17 protein-coding genes, 1 tRNA gene and 1 pseudogene are annotated in these 18,996 nt (G+C 42.9%); 14 read left to right on the forward strand and 5 right to left on the reverse strand.

The window, feature by feature from the left end; translation table 11 throughout:
• A pseudogene (locus ACG2E4_RS09195) lies at nucleotides 1-352 on the reverse strand (hypothetical protein); the annotation flags it as partial.
• A 175-nt stretch (nucleotides 353-527) separates the two neighbouring features.
• On the opposite strand from ACG2E4_RS09195, the gene ACG2E4_RS09200 reads away from it, so the two are divergent.
• From ACG2E4_RS09200 to ACG2E4_RS09230, 7 genes are all read left to right on the forward strand, one after another.
• Nucleotides 528-1,265, forward strand: coding sequence for a PAS domain-containing protein (locus ACG2E4_RS09200; RefSeq protein WP_395276348.1), 738 nt, complete (start codon nucleotides 528-530; stop codon nucleotides 1,263-1,265).
• Between the two features lie 123 nt (nucleotides 1,266-1,388).
• On the forward strand, nucleotides 1,389-2,825 hold the full coding sequence (locus ACG2E4_RS09205; RefSeq protein WP_395276349.1) for an ATPase domain-containing protein: 1,437 nt from the start codon (nucleotides 1,389-1,391) through the stop codon (nucleotides 2,823-2,825).
• Nucleotides 2,826-2,909: 84 nt separating this feature from the next.
• Nucleotides 2,910-4,289, forward strand: coding sequence for a PAS domain-containing protein (locus ACG2E4_RS09210; protein ID WP_395276350.1), 1,380 nt, complete (start codon nucleotides 2,910-2,912; stop codon nucleotides 4,287-4,289).
• A 440-nt stretch (nucleotides 4,290-4,729) separates the two neighbouring features.
• Nucleotides 4,730-5,521, forward strand: coding sequence for a PAS domain S-box protein (locus ACG2E4_RS09215; RefSeq protein WP_395276351.1), 792 nt, complete (start codon nucleotides 4,730-4,732; stop codon nucleotides 5,519-5,521).
• 2 nt (nucleotides 5,522-5,523) lie between these two features.
• Entirely contained in the window at nucleotides 5,524-8,526 is a 3,003-nt protein-coding gene (locus ACG2E4_RS09220; RefSeq protein WP_395276352.1) for a PAS domain S-box protein, read from the forward strand.
• Between the two features lie 637 nt (nucleotides 8,527-9,163).
• A complete protein-coding gene (locus ACG2E4_RS09225; protein ID WP_395261669.1) occupies nucleotides 9,164-9,430 on the forward strand; it encodes a hypothetical protein in 267 nt (88 codons plus the stop codon).
• A 9-nt stretch (nucleotides 9,431-9,439) separates the two neighbouring features.
• Nucleotides 9,440-9,811: a hypothetical protein gene (locus tag ACG2E4_RS09230; RefSeq protein ID WP_395276353.1), complete on the forward strand. Its 372-nt coding sequence runs from the start codon at nucleotides 9,440-9,442 to the stop codon at nucleotides 9,809-9,811.
• Between the two features lie 164 nt (nucleotides 9,812-9,975).
• Here ACG2E4_RS09230 and ACG2E4_RS09235 read toward each other — a convergent pair.
• Nucleotides 9,976-10,049, reverse strand: a tRNA-Arg gene (locus ACG2E4_RS09235).
• A gap of 283 nt (nucleotides 10,050-10,332) precedes the next feature.
• Between ACG2E4_RS09235 and ACG2E4_RS09240 the strand changes: the two genes are divergently transcribed.
• A complete protein-coding gene (locus ACG2E4_RS09240; protein ID WP_395259486.1) occupies nucleotides 10,333-11,187 on the forward strand; it encodes a dienelactone hydrolase family protein in 855 nt (284 codons plus the stop codon).
• A gap of 63 nt (nucleotides 11,188-11,250) precedes the next feature.
• Nucleotides 11,251-11,922 (forward strand): FAD-binding oxidoreductase, encoded by a 672-nt coding sequence (locus ACG2E4_RS09245; protein ID WP_395276354.1) that lies wholly within the window; start codon nucleotides 11,251-11,253, stop codon nucleotides 11,920-11,922.
• Nucleotides 11,923-12,010: 88 nt separating this feature from the next.
• On the opposite strand, the gene ACG2E4_RS09250 is transcribed toward ACG2E4_RS09245, so the two are convergent.
• Nucleotides 12,011-12,604 (reverse strand): nitroreductase family protein, encoded by a 594-nt coding sequence (locus ACG2E4_RS09250; RefSeq protein WP_395259488.1) that lies wholly within the window; start codon nucleotides 12,602-12,604, stop codon nucleotides 12,011-12,013.
• 215 nt (nucleotides 12,605-12,819) lie between these two features.
• On the opposite strand from ACG2E4_RS09250, the gene ACG2E4_RS09255 reads away from it, so the two are divergent.
• Nucleotides 12,820-13,194 carry a hypothetical protein gene (locus tag ACG2E4_RS09255; RefSeq protein WP_395259489.1) on the forward strand — a complete coding sequence of 125 codons (375 nt, stop codon included), beginning with the start codon at nucleotides 12,820-12,822 and terminating at the stop codon, nucleotides 13,192-13,194.
• A gap of 457 nt (nucleotides 13,195-13,651) precedes the next feature.
• On the opposite strand, the gene queA is transcribed toward ACG2E4_RS09255, so the two are convergent.
• Complete coding sequence (gene queA, locus ACG2E4_RS09260; RefSeq protein WP_395276355.1) at nucleotides 13,652-14,653, reverse strand: tRNA preQ1(34) S-adenosylmethionine ribosyltransferase-isomerase QueA; 1,002 nt, start codon at nucleotides 14,651-14,653, stop codon at nucleotides 13,652-13,654.
• A gap of 155 nt (nucleotides 14,654-14,808) precedes the next feature.
• Nucleotides 14,809-15,912: a DNA polymerase IV gene (gene dinB / locus ACG2E4_RS09265; RefSeq protein WP_395259491.1), complete on the reverse strand. Its 1,104-nt coding sequence runs from the start codon at nucleotides 15,910-15,912 to the stop codon at nucleotides 14,809-14,811.
• Nucleotides 15,913-16,030: 118 nt separating this feature from the next.
• Between dinB and ACG2E4_RS09270 the strand changes: the two genes are divergently transcribed.
• The 4 genes from ACG2E4_RS09270 to ACG2E4_RS09285 all read left to right on the forward strand — a co-directional run bounded on the left by ACG2E4_RS09270 (nucleotide 16,031) and on the right by ACG2E4_RS09285 (nucleotide 18,974).
• On the forward strand, nucleotides 16,031-16,315 hold the full coding sequence (locus ACG2E4_RS09270; RefSeq protein WP_395259492.1) for a hypothetical protein: 285 nt from the start codon (nucleotides 16,031-16,033) through the stop codon (nucleotides 16,313-16,315).
• 361 nt (nucleotides 16,316-16,676) lie between these two features.
• Nucleotides 16,677-16,889 carry a hypothetical protein gene (locus ACG2E4_RS09275; protein WP_395276356.1) on the forward strand — a complete coding sequence of 71 codons (213 nt, stop codon included), beginning with the start codon at nucleotides 16,677-16,679 and terminating at the stop codon, nucleotides 16,887-16,889.
• A 66-nt stretch (nucleotides 16,890-16,955) separates the two neighbouring features.
• A complete protein-coding gene (locus ACG2E4_RS09280; protein ID WP_395259493.1) occupies nucleotides 16,956-17,474 on the forward strand; it encodes a 2'-5' RNA ligase family protein in 519 nt (172 codons plus the stop codon).
• A 96-nt stretch (nucleotides 17,475-17,570) separates the two neighbouring features.
• Complete coding sequence (locus ACG2E4_RS09285) at nucleotides 17,571-18,974, forward strand: Glu/Leu/Phe/Val dehydrogenase (protein ID WP_395259494.1); 1,404 nt, start codon at nucleotides 17,571-17,573, stop codon at nucleotides 18,972-18,974.
• Nucleotides 18,975-18,996: the final 22 nt, after the last annotated feature.

Below are 18,996 nucleotides of genomic sequence, written 5' to 3' on the forward strand. Positions count from 1 at the left end.
GTAATTCTCCTTCAGATTTCAATTCTTTAGATTTCATTTTATAAAAAGGCAGATGGGTGAAATCTATTTGATCTGCTTTTTTACTGGCGTCTTTACTTTGTCCATCGTCAATGTCTGATAATATAGGTCCCGTTCCCATTAGCAACCATTGGGCACTTATCCTGTTTTCATTTTTGATAATATTTTTCAAAAATATTGAATCTGGAACAGATTCTCCTTTTCTATACCTATAATAGGTTGCCTGGCTACATCCCCCTAATTCTGCCATTTCGGGTGGTTTTAAATCTAAAATATCTTCTATCTTCCGTAGCCTATTACTTATTATTACATTTTCTTCTGTCTCTACGCTCATTATACTTTATCAATATTGATAATTTTTGTATCCTCTCATATAATTTTTTGAGGAGTGATTAAAAATTTCGTGGCCCTATAGAATTATTAACAAAAATTAATCTTTTAAAACTTTAAGCCAAAAGTGGGTTAGCATTGGATTCTGGGCACTAAATTACGATTGCTTATAACCGTAAATGTGTTTCGAGGAAGTATTAGTGCGACCATTTGAATTTTTTCCTGTAGTTTATTTTACAAATGGGAAAAATAGGATAATAGGTGTAAACGAGCAGTTTAAAAATAAATATAGCAATTCTTTTGATGTCATTGGTCGCTCATTAGATGAAATTAAACAGCCAATTCTTCCTGATAATTTTGTAAGTAGTCCATTTCTGGCAGGCGAAAGAGAATTTGCATTCTTCCATTTCAATAAAACAAAAACTGAATTGGTAGAACTTGTTTATGCTGTTGAAGAGTTTGAGGAAGAGTCGATAAATATTGCGTTCTTTAATGAAATTTTTTCTCCATCTCAATTTAATGAACAGAGAGAAGCTAATCTACCGGGTAAATGTAAGAACTTGGGTGAAATTGTTTTTCTGTTAAATAATGATGAGAAGATTCAACACATAAATGAGGCGGCTAGTCATAAGCTGGGATATTCAAAACAAGAGTTATTAGGCGTACATATTTCGCAGATAATTTACCCAGATCTTGGTTCCTACCTTGAAAAGAAGTGGAAATTAATGCTTTGCGACGGTGAAAGTAGTGGAGAGTATTTACTACAAACGAAGAAAGATGAACTACTTTTTGTTGAATATCGTGCCGTAGCAAATATAAGACTCGGATTACATCTGATGCTTATTAGGGATATAGCAACTGTTATTTCTAATAACACCCAAACTTCCGACAATTCTAAAAACAAGCGATACAATTAGTTAACTCAGAATATTGTGAAGCTAAAATTTTTAGTTCTACCCATCTGTATTAAAATGTCTCCAACAGGTTATCACAATTATTAAGGGGGACAGATCAATTATTAATAAACTATTACTTAATAAATGAAATCAAACAAAATTAAAACAGGTATTAAAGGACTTGATGAAATATTATTTGGTGGCTTTTTACCTGAACAAGCGTATTTGCTGCGTGGTGGTCCGGGTACAGGAAAATCGACAATCGGTTATAGATTTTTGGGAAAGGGTACAGAATTAGAAGAAGGGACCTCACTTCTTATAACCTTATCAGAATCCAAAGAAAACGTAATTCGAAATGCAGCTTCTATTAATATTGACCTTAGCCGGGTTTCAATTCTTGATTTAAGTCCAGAGGAACATATATATGCCGAGGCTCAGACTTATGATGTTTTTCCAGCTGAAGCAATAGAGGCAAAGCCATTTATTGAGTCAATCGTAGAAAAAGTTGAGGAGCTGAAACCTGACCGGGTATTATTGGATTCTGTTTCTATGCTAAAATATATGCACCAGGATCCCTATCAATACCGTAAAGTTGTGCTCTCCTTCATCCGGTATACTTGTAATATGGGAGCTACTGTCTTGATTATATCGGAAACGGAATCTGATGGAAAGGAGTCACAAGTGCCTTTCTGGGTAGATGGAATTATTAATCTGAGTTATAAACCCGGTTGGCGAAGGATTAATGTTACTAAATACCGGGGATCAAAATTCTTAACTGGAGACCACTCTTTTAAACTTGGCAGTAAAGGCCCTGAAGTCTTTCCAAGAATCCGTCCTGCCCAATATAACCGAGAGTTTCAAAGTGAACTGCTTACCACGGGCATAAAAGAATTGGATCACATGCTTAAGGGGGGTATTGAAAAGGGAACAGTTAATCTGGTTGCCGGCCCAACCGGCGTGGGTAAAACCAGTCTGGGAACCCAATTTATAAAAGAGGCTGCTTTGCGGAATGAACGTTCTGTACTATACACATTCGAAGAATCAGCTGACATCATTATAAAACGAACAAGTGCAATAGGCATTGATTTACGTGATGCGATAGCTTCTGGGAATTTAAAAATATTATCCATTGAACCATTGACCTATTCACCCGATGAATTTTCCAATATCGTCCGACGAGATATTGAGCAAAATGGTACAAGGGTTGTAATGATAGATTCAGTTAGCGCTTTTCGAATGTCTTTTGCCGAGGAGCATCCATTAAAGCGGCTGCATGCCCTGGGTGTGTACCTGCAAAATATGGGCGTAACCACCTTTTTGATAAATGAGGCGCCTAATGTTTCTGAAGGATTTCAGATGACAAATATGAATGCAAGCTATCTTGCCGATAACATTTTATTCCTGCGTTATATTGAACATAGCGGTGAGTTAAGAAAAATAATTGGTGTACTTAAAAAACGACTGGGCGATTTTGAACGTACAATTCGGGAATTCAAAATAGACGGATCGGGATTAGTGCTGGGTACACCGATGAAAAATTTTCAAGGATTATTAACGGGTAATCCAACAGTAACTGAATAATTTTTTTACCAATATTCTATGGCCTATATGGATTTTTATAGTCGGGAGTCTCCAAATCGGATCCTTTTACAACTTTCTAATCCAATGAATAAAAAAATGATCCGTCGGTATTTTGGTGATGATTATAAATTCATTGATATAAATATAGGTGAGGATTTAAAATCTGAATATTTTGATCTATGCATCCTGGGAGAAAAGTATTTACAAGACTTAGAAGAGGATATTGTCACCATAAAAGAACAACAAGCACCAATTTATCTACCTGTTATCCTGTTGGTCAGTGAAACCCATCTAAAAAAATATTTTAATACCGATTTTGGCTCTCTTTATGATGATATTTTGCCTCTTCCTATATCCCCTCAAATTTTAAATTCCAGAGTCAAATCCCTGCTCAATCAACGACGTCAATCCCTGGAATTAAAAGAGAAAGTTTTTCTTGCAAACAAGGCGATTAATTCTACCGATATTGGTATCTGCATAACCGATAAATCTCAGGAAGATAATCCCCTGGTATATGTCAACAAGGGATTTGAGCAATTAACCGGTTATTCAGAAGATGAAGTGTTGGGGAAAAATTGCAGAATACTACAGGATAATGATAATGAACAAGAGGGAATACAAAAATTGCGGGAAGCTATTGATGAGAATGATTATGAAAAAACAATAATACGGAATTATAAAAAGGATGGGAGCTTATTCTGGAATGAAATTACCATTTCTCCAATAACAAATTCCGATGGTACAGCTCGATATTTTGTTGGTACTCAAAATGATATTACGGAACTGGTATCAATCAAAAATGACCTTGAAGAATTAGTCGAAGAAAAAGAAGTATTACTTCAAGAAGTTCATCACCGGATTAAAAACAACTTGGCTGTTATTGTAGCACTGCTTGAGTTAAAAATAATGAATTCGGAAAAAGTGGAAACGGTTTTATCACTAAAGGAAACACGTACAAGGATTTTTTCGATTTCAAAAGTACATGAACTGCTTTACCATCAGGATCAACTCAATAAAATTCAGTTTAAGGATTACATTAAAGATTTAGTAGAACACCTCAATGAAGTTTACTCTGATATTTCTAAAAAAATAGATTTTCAACTGGACTTGGAACAGCTTTTAATTAGTCTTGACCAAGCTGTGCCTTGTGGTATGCTGATATCAGAACTTATTACCAACGTGTATAAACATGGTTTTGAAGAAGGGGATGTTGGTAAAGTAAGCTTAAAAATGAAAGAACAAGCTGGAAATATGGAAGTTAGGGTAATAGATAATGGAAAGGGTCTACCAGAAGGAAAAGCATTAAATGATATGAAAGACTTTTCCCATTCCATTATCAGGACATTGCTCTTGCAGCTGGAGGCTGACTGGGAGGCAAAATCAGGAAACGGGTTCCAGTTTATGTTCAATTTTAAGCTTAAAAACTATGCCGGAATAGTGAAAGAAAATATTAATGAGGTATAATTTCTTGATAAATATTTTCTGAAAATCAGGTACTTAATTAAGAAGTATGATCAAATACAGCAGAATAAGTTTAAGCTAATATATTATAAAATATACGATTATAAACACGTTAATAGCAGGGAAGCACGCACAGCGAAGGAACCAGTATTTTTGCAAAACTAATTTTAAAGGTTTCATAAGGAGAGAACAGGTAATTAAGTAGGATTGATTAATAAATTACCAATATTCCCTTATCCTCTTATTATTGTGTTGTAGCTCGGAACAATCCATCACCTTTGCCTATATATGCTAACGAGCTATCCTTTTATTTCAGGTACAATCACCTATATCATTTATTAATTTTTTTTAATATTCTAAATTAGTTAGGGAATCTGCGAAAAATTAAGGTGTTCCTCATTTAAAAACATGAAGGGCTGGGGAAAATTATTGAGGTGTCAGATATGGTAACACCACTTTTTACAGAGAATTCCAGCCCTATGTGGATTGTAGCAAACGATTCAATGAGCATTTTAGATGTCAATAGTGCTGCGATTGAAATCTATGGATATGGGAAAGAGGAATTCTTAACAAAAACGATTGGTGACCTCCAACCTAAGGCCAATTTGGTTTCTGAATTTGAGGAACAGGCCTTGCCCTCCAAGCAATTTGAACGCATTGGAATCATTAAAATTGTGGACAAGTGGGGGAATACCTATCCGGTAGAACTATTCAGCTGTTCAATGGAGTATGGAGGGGAAAAGGCCCAGCTAATAAAAGCAGTTCCATTAGAGACTGGTCTTGAAAACATTCGCCTGATTGACAAGACGGAACAGGAGCTAAATTATCACTTGGCCAACAGCCCGTTGGCTTATATCATTTGGGATAAAAGGTTTCAGCTCCAAGAATTCTCTCCAAAAATTACCCAGTGGCTTGGATTTACGGAAGATGATCTTCGAGGTGAAACGTCTATAAAGCTGGCTTTTGAACATGTCGTAGATTGTGATTTTAGCAAGGTAAAACAAAAGATTGATGCACTGCTTTCAGGGGCCGAAAAAAGCAATGAAATGCAAGTTGGCGTCACGAGCAAGGACAATGAGACAAAATACCTGCATTTCTATAACTCGGCCCTATCAAATGATGACGGGGAGTTGGTGTCGGTGCTATCTCTTGTTGAAAATGAAACGGTTTACATCGAAAATGAAAAAATCAAGCTGCGCCAACGAGAGCCATCCAACATACTTCTGATTTTGTAGGATTGGTAGATACAGAGGGTAATATTCAATATATGAACCCGTCAGGACGAAAGCTTCTCGGTCTGGCAAAAGACCAAGATATCATTGGCACCAACCTTGAAAAATTCCATCCTGAAATCACTAATCAGTATCTCCAAGAGGAAGTCTTCCCAAAAGCTGCGGAAGAAGGCGTATGGAGAGGGGAGCTTACCTTTCAAACCGTCGACGGGAAAGGTATTCCAACCTCAACGGTAATGACGGCCCATACAGATGCTTCGGGAAATGTCGAGTATTTTTCTACCATTTGCCGTGATATCAGTGAAGAAAAACAAACGATTGCGACGCTTGAAAAAGAGCAGCAAAAGTTGGCGTTGGCAATGCATGCAGGTGATGTGGGTTTCTGGCACTACTATCCTCAGAAAAAGCAGCTGGATATCAGCCACCAGTGGCTACAAAAAAAATTGGGATATAGTAAATCAACATTACAAGATCCGGAAATTTGGTTTGACATTATTCACGAAGATGACCTTTCAAGAATTCTCGAGAAATTTAACTTAATAACAACCGGAGAGGCTGAAATATTTGAAGAAGACCTCAGACTAAAAAAGCAGGACGGAACATATTTATGGATTCGTAGTCGGGCAAAAGTTATTAAACGAAATCGTAATGATAAGGTTGAGGAAATTAGTGGTCTTCACATAGACATTAACAACCAGAAACAAACAGAACTTAACCTGCGAAGAGAACGAGACCTCCAGAACCTTTTAAGTGATATCAGATATAATATAGACCACTTTGAAAAAATTGAAGAGGCCTTAGAAGAAAGTCTTAAAAACATCTGTGACTTTATAATGTGGCCATTTGCTCATATTTACGTCTTTGATGACGAGAAAGAACAGCTGGAAAGCGCCAGCGTTTGGTATTCCGATACATCTGGTACTAACCCTTTTATAGAAGCATCCCTCAAAACGACCTTTAAACCTGGTGAAGGTCTTGTAGGAAAGGTGCATGCTGAAGACAGCCCTTATTGGGTCAAACAAATTCAAAAATTTCCTGCCTATAAAAGAAAAGATTCTGTAACAGGAATATATAAATCCTGCATGAGCATCCCTGTCAAAGGAGAGCCATCGGCTATTATCGAGTTTTATCACAAGGATTCAATAGAAAGGGAACAGCAGACTTTGAACCAGTTATCTATTGTTGCCAAACAGCTTGGGCATCTTTTGGAGCGCAGGAAGTCTCAACAGGAAATAGCCGAACGAGAACGTAAGTTTCGATACCTGGCCGAAAATGCTACTGACAAAGTGGCCATTTTTGATGAAGAGGCTAACTGCATTTATGCCTCTCCTTCTACGGAGTTGCTTTTAGGTTATACGCCGGAAGAATATATGAAAAAAGATATCATTGGCTTGGTCCACCCTGATGATCGGCCAGATATCATAAAAAACCTTTCGGAGTTAATGGAAGGTAATGGTAAGAAACGTATTACCTACCGGCTGCAGCACAAGGACGGACATTACATTTGGATGGAAAACAGCATGAAACCCATTTATGATGAAGAAGGGAACCTGTTGGAAATACGGTCGGCTGCCCGAGATGTTTCTGATCGTATTGCGTATGAACAACAACTGGAAAAAGAAAAAGAATTTACCGAAAAAGCCTTAAACAGCCTGCCTGGATTGTTTTATGTACTGGACGAAGCCGGCAACTACGTGCGCTTAAATAAAGGATTTGAAGAAGAGCTGGGCTATTCCAAAGAAGAGGTAAAACAAATGAGCCCGCTGGATTTTCATTATGAGGAAGATCACCACCGGATTTCGGAAGCCATAAAACAAGCATTTACGGAAGGCACAGTAAATGTTGTAGCGAAGGTTAAGAAAAAAGAGAGAGGCGACGCATGGTATTACTTAACGGGAGCCCATTTTCAGCAAGACGGCGAAAACTATATACTCGGTGCGGGGATCAATATCTCTCAACGCATACAAGCAGAGCAACAACTTGAACATCAAAGCGCTTTGCTCTCAAACCTATTCCAAAATGCCCCGGTGGGTATTGCGATGATAGATGGTGAGAATAACGTTCTTGATGTTAATAGAAGCTTTGAAGATATATTTGGGTATTCTGCAGAACAGGCAAAAGGAAAGAATATTGATGATCTAATTACACCAGAAGAGTACCAAATAGAGCAAAAGGAACTTTTTCGTGAACAACGAAAAGGTGGCCAAGACTCCTTCCAATATGAATCTGTCCGACTTAACAGTGAAGGTGGGGAAGTCCCAGTTTTAATTGGCTTGGTCCCTATAGTGGTTAGCGATACCTCTACAATTAGTTACCTCATTTATGTAGACATTACCGAAAGGAAGTCGTACCTGGATAAGGTACGGCAATCGCTTAACGAAAAGCGGATCCTGTTGCAAGAGATTCACCACCGCGTCAAAAACAACTTGGCAGTCGTATCCAGCTATTTGCAGTTACAGAAGTTTAAATCCGATGACGAGCAGTTACAGAAAATACTGTCGGATAGTGAGATGCGAATTCAAACAATGGCCCTTATTCATGAGCAGTTGTATCAAACCGAATCTCTATCAGAAATAAATGTAGAAAACTATATTAGAGAACTTGTAGATTCAATTAAAGATATTCACGACCCAGAAGGCCGGATTGAGTTCATTATAAGTTGTGATGAAATCACCTTAAACATAAATCAGGCGGTTCCTTGCGCCATGATCGTGAATGAGCTCATTAATAATTCCTTTGAACACGCGTTTAAGGAGACCGAACAAGGAGAAATTGAGATTAGTTTAACTGAGAATAATGATAAAATTGAAATGTCCATTAAAGACAATGGTTGTGGGCTTCCAACCGGATTTAATCCCGATAACACCTCTACGTTAGGCTACACCATTATCAATACATTGGTGCAACAACTCGAAGCAGAAATAGATATTGAGAACAACCTGGGTGCAAGTATCTCTATTGCTTTTGATAAAGCAGATGTTAGGGGTTCTAGTAGTGCATTAGTTTGATAGAACTAAAGAGAATTTTATAAAATGAAATTCCGGTATTCAAAATTTAAAAAAAGGCAGTAAACCTGCCTTTTTGATTGAATGGTTATACTGATCTCAAAAGTTTGGTTGTTACTTTCCGAATAAGGCCACTAAATCGAACTAATCCCCCCACCAAACTGATCAATTACAAGCCGTAGCTCATGCAGGAAAAGATCTAACAGTCGCTCCTTTTCCTGCGGTGATAATTTTCTTCCTTCCTCGCTGTTGGGATTGGAGTACGCGGGTACAAACAAGGGTGGTTTTTATTGCATTTCATCAAATGCTTAAAATCAATTTTAGATTAAAGTTCCATATAGTACTACTAGTATCCCCGATTCGAGTAAAATGATATATAGCTTTAGGAAAATAAATGAATTGCGGGATAGTCTTTTTTATTTAAAAATAGATGGATAAAATCCTCTATAATTTAATATGGTTGTAAGAGATCAACGCCATAAAAGTTCTAATCTACCACAGGCTAATAGTTTCCCTGAGAGTCAGGAAGCCTACAAGAGCAATAAAACTTGTATTTAAAGAGTTATATAATGCATATTGTGGGAAATCCCACTATGGTATATATTTATCCCTGATATCTAATGGCAAAAGGTAATTTGTTATGAATACAACCGAAAAGAAAAAGGAGTACGATGCCAAGCTCGACTCCAAAAAACGATTAACTATTCGAGGAGCCCGTACAGAATATTATCATGTCACTGAATTTGAAGATGGCTCTGTTAAGCTAAGTCCCCGAGAGTTGATCCATCCTGATGAGATTTCCAAGCGTACGTTGGAGATGATGGATAAGGCGATGAAGAACCTCAAGGAAGGTAAAGTTTCAGAGCCAGTGGATTTGGAAGAACTCGAAAAGCTACTTGAGGAGTAATCCCATTACATGTTTGAAATATTGATGGGCGTTCCGGAAATGAAAGAATTTTGGGACAATTTAAAGGCCCGAAAAAAGAAGAATGAGTTAAGAGGAGATGAAAAAGAGTTATTTAAAAAGTTTGGTAAAGCCATACAGTTTTTAGCGGCCGATCCCCGGCACCGGGGACTGCAGACCCATGAAATAGAGGATTTGACCCGCCGATATGGCCAAAAAGTGTTTCAGTCATATCTCGGACAAGGAAAGCATGCGTACCGTATGTTCTGGGTATATGGTCCCAATCGAAAGCAAATAACGATTATTGGGCTGGAACCACATCCAGAGGATGCTAAAAGTGGGGCTTATGATCGTATTAAGCTTTCGGATGTGCCAAATCGTTAGTACCGGCTATAATAGATTTACAAGACAGACAATACGTATAGCTGGCATTCCATGTACCATCATTTGTTACATCAGGATGGAGAAAAAATGATCTTCTCTGTGTTTTTCCCGTTAGGATAAAATAAAATGTGCCCGCCAAAAATGACGGGCACTTTGTTTAAAAGTACGCCCGAGAGGACTCGAACCCCTAACCTTTTGGTCCGAAGCCAAACGCTCTATCCAGTTGAGCTACGGGCGCAGGTGTATTGAAGCTAAATATAACAACCAGCTCCAATTCTGAGAAAGACAAAAGTAAGGAATAATTATCTTTTCTTCATTTATTAATTTTACGGTTTAAATAAGCTAAAATACAACATGTTGTGGTGACACCGGATGAAGCGTATATAAAGTTCGCAGGTTGTTTTTTGTTGTACTCATCCCGGCAAAATTCGTACCCGGTATAAACGGTTTGCCGTCAAATTGAGTTGTACCAATAGCTAAACCCTTCAGGTAAATGGAAAATACAAAATGGGAGTTACATCATGAAGAGTACAGGGATTATTTCGGTTATAATGATAATGACAGGAATATTGTTGGTTATAGGTTGTTCAGAAGAGGATAAAGATCTGATCGATCGGATGCAGCTTGAGCATAATGATGATGAACCGGTTGCCAATGCGGCGGCTGACTACTCTCCAATACAGGAAGTTACCACCGAGACTGTTACGTATGCTACGGTTGACGGGGAGCCGGTTACCGGATATCTGGCCTACCCCGGGAATGCGGCTGATGATATTCCCGGGATAATAGTTATCCACGAGTGGTGGGGACTCAATGACAATATCCGCATGATGACCCGCCGGCTCGCCGAGCAGGGATACCGTGCGCTGGCGGTGGATCTATACAATGGGGAGTCGGCTGAATCTGCTGACCGGGCCGGTGAGCTTGCCCGGAAAGCAGGAGAACACCCAGAGCGGGCCGTCTCAAACCTGGAACAGGCCTATCGTTACCTGAGAGAGGAGCATCGTGTGCCTCGCGTCGGGACCATCGGCTGGTGCTTTGGGGGTGGTTGGTCGCTGCAAACGGCCCTGGCTCTCCCGCAGAATATTGATGCCACTGTCATTTATTATGGGCGGCTGGTAACCGACCCGGGACAGCTCCAAAAGCTGGAGATGCCAATACTTGGAATTTTCGGATCCGAAGACAGCGGGATTCCCCCGGAGGAGGTCAGGAAGTTTGAAACCGCACTCAATGAAGCGGGGATCTCCAATTCTATTCATATTTATGATGGGGCCGGGCACGCTTTTGCAAACCCTTCAGGCAATCGTTATATGGAGGAAGCCGCCGAGGACGCATGGAATAAAACCATATCATTTTTTGAAGAATATTTGAAATAATCGGAATATTCCCCTCTTGTCAGGGACTGTAGAACTGGAATCTGAATTTTATCTCAACATACGATGTCATACACAGTTGATATAACAGGTATTGAACAGGTTACGCATGATGTAAAGCGATTTAAAACAGAAAAACCGGAAGGCTACGAGTTTGAACCGGGCCAGGCCACAGAACTTTCGGTCAATAAGGAGGGATGGGCAGACGAAAAACGTCCATTTACTTTTACCTCCCTGAATGAGGAGCCCGAACTGGAGTTTACCATCAAAATTTATGATGATCACGACGGGGTGACCAAACAGATCGATCGACTGCAGACCGGGGATCAGTTTATTATCGGTGACCCCTGGGGTACCATCCAGTACAAAGGTCCGGGCGTTTTCCTGGCGGGTGGCGCCGGAGTTACCCCGTTTATCGCCATTTTGCGGGATAGTTATGAAAACGGGGAAATTGAGGGAAACAAACTTATTTTCTCCAACAAAACCGAAAAGGATATTATCCTTAAAGAGGAGTTCGAACAGATCCTGGGTGATAACTTCATCAACGTGATTACCGATGAGCCGACCAGCGATTATATCTATCTCGACGGGTTCATTGACAAGGCATTTTTAGAAAACCAGATCGACGATTTTGACCAGCCATTCTATATTTGCGGTCCCATGCCGTTTAATATGGCCATGATGGATTACCTGGAAGAGCTCGGGGCAGAGCCCGATGCCCTCATTTTTGAGGAATAGGCGGAGAAGACGGCTTGGCGGTGCTCCCTCGGCCTGGCACCCAGTGCTGCCGCCGGAATCAGATTTCTCCTTTGACCCACGGATTTTGTTACGCGAGGTCTTTACGACTATTCCAGTCGCCCCGAAAGGCGATCTCATCCAGCTTTTTGCGACTTCGCCCCGAGGAAGGCTCGGCCTCCCCGAGGTAACCCAGGGCGATGCCCGTAAAAGGCTCATATCCCTCGGGAATGTTGAATACATCGCGGGCGGCGCCGAGGTCGATTCCCGCCATCTGATGCAGGTAGATATCGTGGTTCATAGCCTCCAATGTCAGATAGGCAACGGCCTGGCCGAGATCATGCCTGGCGGAACGGTTTGGAGATCCGCTTCCTGAAAATATGGTCTTGACCACCGTAAGAATCAGAACCGGGGCTTCTTGTGCCCACCGGCGGTTTCCGGGATTAAGTATATCTAAAAGCTGCTCATATTCTTCCGGGTGATCCCGGGTTGCAACGATGAAACGCCACGGCTGTTCATTGTATGAGGAGGGCGCCCACCGTGCCGCATCAAAGAGCTGGCGCAGGAGGTCGGGATCCACCGCTTCACCGGAAAAAGAGCGGGGACTCCACCGCTGCTGTATTAGCGGATGAACGGGATAGTGCGTATCTGATGCGACAGTATATTTTTCTGTTTCGATACTCATGCAGATGGATTCAGGATTATTGTTCAATGTTAAACCAGGGAACGAGTCCCTGGAGGTCTTCATTCCAGCATTTAAGGAAACCGGTGGGGGAGTAGAGATGTTTCCAGAAGGGCCTGCTATATTTGCCGTTTATTTGAAGCTCTGCCAAAGGATTGATATCCTGTTAGTTCGTGTTATAAATGCAGAAATCAGAACAAGAATGAACACAGAACATAATGAAACTTGTAGATCCGTCAGGAAATGAAGTAACGAGTAAGCAAAATGAAAATGCCCAGGAGCTGGAAAAGCAGGTCTCCAAAAAGGTTGAAAAGTTACTGGAGCCGATCTTGAACAAGGTCAAGTTGTCGGGCGCCCAAGTTCCGCAGCAGCAGCTTGTACAGCTGAGTTCAATGGCCCATCAGATGCTGTTCAACCGCATGATTTATAATCTTATTCAAAAAGTTGGCATTGATGATATCGACGAGCTGCTGGCCGACGATGATGTGGAAGAGCTGAAGACAGAGCTGAGCAACCAGATCCAAATGGTTGACCAGGCCGATTTGCAGGAAAAGATGCAACAAGCTCAACAACAGGACAAGCCGGAAGCCTGACTATAACCTGGGTTAAAGTTCAAAACCCTTTAATTATTACAGCCTGTATCCCGCCGGGGTGCAGGCTTTTTTATTTTGTTGCTGCTGAAGGCTGCTGAAGGCTGCTGAAGAATGAAAAAAACTTTATAGCGCATGCTGTACGAAAGGAGTAGAATTTGAACAGGGAGAATTTTCAAAGGCAGGCAATGAAAAAACCCGATTGCTCAACGGGCTTTTTGAATCAACTGTTATTAATATAGGGAACAATACCTATACGGGGCAATATTATCTTTAAATACCCATTTAATATATAACTAATATACAAGTGAAGTCATTTTATCATATGTCTAACGTTATCTTTTGTTGATGAACTTTGTACCGGGATTGAACATAATAGAGACTTTTGGAAGGGATGTTGTGTCAGGGACAGGCCATATACGATGATCGCGCTTATAACCGTCCCTTCGTTGCCGATAGGTTATAAGATAAGCATGGCATCACCAAAGGAGTAAAACCGGTATTCGTTTTCGATTGCGTGCCGGTATACGCGGTGCATCTCCTCAAATCCCATAAAGGCTGCAATCAGCATCAGCAGGGTGCTCTTGGGCAGGTGAAAGTTGGTTATTAATGCATCAGCGGCCTTAAATTGGTAGCCCGGGCGAATAAATATATCTGTTTCCCTGGTTTCCGGTTTGAACTGTCCCGCCCTGTCGGCGTTGGATTCCAGCACGCGCATGCTTGTTGTGCCGATTGCGGTGATATGTGAGGCGCTGTTCAGCTTGTCGGCCGTTTCCCGGTCGATCTCATACCACTCGCTGTGCATATTGTGTTCGTCGATATCTTCCGTTTTTACGGGGGCGAATGTCCCCAGTCCCACATGCAACGTGACTTCGGCCCAATCAATAGTTGAAGCTTCAATTTTATCAATCAGGCTATCCGTGAAATGGAGTCCCGCTGTTGGGGCCGCCTTGCTTCCGGGGTCCCGGGCGTAAACCGTCTGGTATTCTCCGGAAAGCGACTCATCCTGCTCGATGTACGGGGGAAAGGGAGTATATTTATAGGTGTTGTAAATCGGGTCGTGCAGGCTCGGGGTGAGCTGAAGCGTACGGATGCCCTCTTCATCTACAGAAAGTACGGTTGCCGTTATCTGCCCGGTAAGCTCAACGGTCTTCCCCTCCCCAAATTTTTTCCCGGGCCGGACCAAAGCGCGAACCGTCGTCGGGTTGATGGTTTCGAGGATAAAAATTTCTCTGCGGCCATCTTCAAACAGGAGCCTGCATTTTTCAACCTTGCTGTTGTTGGCCACCAGCGTCGTGTTTTCAGGGAGGTAGTCAAGTATATTATAGAAGTGATCGTCGGTGATCGTTTTTCGAGAGCGGTCATAAACGAGTAGTCGTGCGTGATCGCGGGGATGGACCGGCTCTTGGGCGATCAGCTCCTTGGGGAGCTCATAGTCAAAATCAGAAAGGGAAAAACTCATTACAGATATCAGTTCGGGGATGATCGATTAGTGCCAGTTAATGCCGTTTAAGGTAAACACATCGGCCTACAGAAAAAAGGAAAATACGGCAAAAGTCGCTCGTCTCTCGCCCCCCGGTTTATGCAGCAAGTACCGAAGTTGAGGTTTCCCGACGATCAGTTCTCCCGGTTGTTGCCAAACGGCAGTTCCAGCTGTTTGTGAATCCCCTCTTCATTTAGATTGAGATTGGATAGGGTGATTCCCAGCAGCCGGACTTTTCGCTGGCCCGCCTGGGTCTGTTCCAGCAGGATGGTAGCCGCCCTGGCGATCTCATCCGCATCATCGATATAGTGGTCAAAAGAGACGCTTCGGGTAATGGTTTCAAAGTCGGCATATCGCACTTTAATGGTGATGGTTTTGCCTGCCGCATTTTTACTTTTCATGCTGGTGGAGATTTTTTGGGCCAGCTCACTAAAAAAATTGCTAATCCATTCGATATCGTCTACATCTTCAGAAAACGTGCGCTCCTTGCCGATCGACTTTCTGATTCGATCCGGTTTCACCTCCCGGTTGTCGATGCCGCGGACAATCCGATAGTAAAACCGGCCCGTCTTGCCGAAATGCTCCACCAGATCGATCTCCGACCACTGCTTCAGGTCCGCTCCATTGGTGATGCCGAGAGCGTGCATCTTTTTTTCGGTGGCCTCCCCTATCCCGTAGAATTCACCGATGTCCAGTTGTTCAAGGAAATCCGGGGCCGCTTCCGGCGTAATCAGGGCCAGCCCGTTCGGTTTGTTGAGGTCGGAGGCAATTTTAGCCAAAAACTTGTTGTAGGATACGCCCGCCGAGGCGTTGAGCTGTACCTGCTGTTTAATAAGTTTGCGAATTTTTTGGGCGATAAGGGTGGCGGAGGGGATATCATGGTGGTTCTCCGTGACATCCAAAAAGGCTTCATCCAGCGAAAGGGGCTCCACCAGGTCGGTGAACTGGTAGAAAATCTCCCGGATCTCTCCCGATATTTTCCGGTATACCTCAAATCGGGGTTTGACAAAGATGGCATGGGGACAGAGCCGTGCGGCTTTGGCGGCCGGCATTGCGGAATGGACTCCATATTTTCGCACCTCGTAACTGGCAGCGGCCACCACGCCGCGCCCCTCGGGCGAACCGCCGACAATCACCGGTTTCCCCCGGTATTCAGGGAAGTCACGCTGCTCCACGGATGCGTAGAATGCATCCATGTCGATATGGATGATTTTTCTGATGTTATCGGGATCCGACATGCCAGACCGGGATATTATTTTACCTGAAATGTACGAGTTCTGCTTCGAATGTTAAGCATCTTCCCTATATTTAAGGAAACAACCGCTAAACAAAAATTCACGGAGGTTATATCGTTTTATGGAACAAGTAAGTGGAGAAACTATTTTTTGGTTGATCGCGCTGGGAATTGTTGTAGGGTGGATTACCCACCTGGTCATCGGGGAAAAGGGATTTGGACTGGGTCCCAACCTGGCCAGTGGAGCTGTTGGCAGCTTGATCGTGGGGTTGATAGCCCTGCAGCTTGGAATGCCCGGAAGCCTCCTGTTTGGATTTTTGGGATGCATGACGATCCTGTTTTTGGCGAATGTATTCAGCGTGGGTTCGGCGCACGAAACAGGAATGAAAATCACCAACAAGCGTTAACCGCCATGCAATCTCTTGCACGCTCCTGTCGTCCAAAACCCCTTGAAATGGCATGGATGGTTGGTTTTTTCAGGTTCAGAAGAGTTGGGCCCTGATATTTTTTCCTTTTTTTGCATTGGTGAAAAAAATATTAGGACTTTTCCATAAAATTTTTAATTTATGTGTAGGGATTGTGATGGGATGATAACGAAAAGGGCCTCGATGTAATGTCGGGGCCTTTTTTATTTCCTCAAATTACCGCCTGCTCTTTCCCTTATTTTGCCTTCCGTCCAATATTTATTCCATTTCCCATTCATAATGCCGTTTAATAAGCATTTTCAGGACTGTTATCGTGCAAAAGAAACGCTTTCCTCAGAACTGCATGTCTTTTAAAACCGAATTGTACCGGTCGCAGCGTGCAGAATTTCACATCCTGGATGAACAGTCTGGCGCACAGGTGATGCCGTGGGGCTGTGCGCAGCCGGATCTTAAGAGTGAGGAATTTGCTGGCCGGGACCTGTCAGGAATGGAGGGTTTATGGAAGGCGGCATCTCGGTTCCGCCGATTACCTGCCTGCGTCACTGCCGTTGAATGATTGAATAAACTAATGTAGCTTGCGAAGCGGATGAATGAATGTTGCTGAATAAAAACATATGACCATATGAGTCAAAAGCAGACGTATTCCTTGTGGCTTCGTCCATTTGGGGATATCGCTTACAGCCTGCATGAGCGGATTAAAAAGCTAAGTGCCCAACACGATACCCCGGTTTTTGAGCCGCATGTAACACTGCTGGGCGGACTTGCGGCCGGGGAGACTGCACTCACACAACTGACCGATACACTGGCTTCTTCGCTGCATCCTTTTGAGATACTGCTAACCCGTGCGGGATATACAGACAGCTTCTATCAATCCCTGTTTGTGCATGCGGAGAAAAGCGAAGAGCTGGTTAAGGCCAGGAGAAATGCCGAGCGTTTATTTGATGTGCATCCGGAAGAGGAGTTTATGCCCCATCTGAGTTTGTTGTATGGTAATCTTACGCGCAGGGAAAAGGAGCGTATTCTCAATGTGATGGGACGAGAATTTCATACCCGGTTTCCTGTCCACAACCTATTGCTTATTGAGACGACAGGAAAACCGGAAAGCTGGAAGAAAATTCATTCGGCAGAATTTAAATCCTGAATGCGCTATACCCGTGGTTTGTTATCCGGAATATATCTGGCTGCGGGACCCAGGCCGACGAACTGTGAATTAATTTAATTCCAAAAAAAATTGACTATGTCCAACTATAAATTTTTTGACCAGGTAAACAAGGCGTTTGACAAGGCGGCAGAATTTTCACGCTTTGAAAATGGATTACTGAATCAGATAAAGATCTGTAATACCGTATATCACGTGACGTTTCCGCTGAGAAGGGATAACGGTGATATCGAGGTTATCCAGGGCTGGAGGGTGGAGCACAGCCATCACAAACTGCCGACCAAAGGGGGAATTCGGTTTAGTACTACGGTTAATGAAGATGAAACCATGGCGCTGGCTGCACTGATGACGTACAAATGCGCTGTTGTTGACGTGCCGTTTGGAGGGGCCAAAGGGGGGATAAAGATCGATAAAAACAACTACTCGGATGCCGAAATCGAACGTATTACCCGCCGGTATACCTTTGAGCTGATAAAAAAGAATTTCATAGGTCCAGGTTCGGATGTGCCGGCCCCCGATTACGGCACCGGGGCCCGGGAAATGGGCTGGATTTTGGACACCTACCGCCAGCTTTCCAATGATATCAACAGCGAGGGTTGCGTTACTGGTAAACCGATTCCCCAGGGAGGAATTCGCGGGCGCACGGAAGCGACCGGACGAGGGGTGTTTTTTGGAGTTCGGGAAGCGTGCGAAAACAAGGAAGACATGAATGAGCTGGGGCTCTCCAAAGGTATCGAAGGAAAAACCTTTGTTGTTCAGGGATTGGGCAACGTTGGCTATCACTCGGCGAAATATATGACAGAGGCGGGCGCCAAACTGGTGGGAGTGGCAGAAATTGAGGGTTCAATATACGATCCTGGCGGTATCGACCTGGAGGCACTGGTGGAATACCGGAAAAAAAACGACACCCTCATCGGGTTTGGCAATGCCAGGGAGCTGGGAAACAACAAGGCCGTCCTGGAGGCTGAGTGCGATATCCTGATACCCGCCGCGCTCGAGAATCAGATTAACGAGCAGAATGCCCCCAATATCAAGGCCAAAATTGTTGCCGAGGCGGCCAACGGGCCCACGACCTCCGAGGCCCATGAAATATTAAAGAAGCGCGGGGCCCTTGTCATTCCCGACAATTACCTTAACGCGGGCGGGGTTACGGTCTCCTATTTCGAGTGGCTGAAGAATCTCTCGCATGTGCGATTTGGCCGGCTCGAAAAAAGAGCGGAGGAAACCAGCTATCGCAAAATATTAAAAGTGGTTGAAAATATTTCCGACAGGTCGTTTACCGAAGACGAGATGAAGGCACTGGCACACGGGGCCGGTGAATACGAGCTCGTTGATTCTGGCTTGGAAGAGACGATGGTCAACGCCTATATCGAAATTAATGAGCTCCGCAAGCGACACGACATAGACTTGCGTACGGCGGCTTTTTTGAGTGCCATAGAAAAAGTCGGGATCATGTATGAACAGATGGGCATATTCCCATGATGGATTACGAGTTGTGGGTCAT

It is taken from the genome of Halalkalibaculum sp. DA384, assembly GCF_043951955.1.
Taxonomy (GTDB): Bacteria; Bacteroidota; Rhodothermia; order Balneolales; family Balneolaceae; genus JAMQKA01.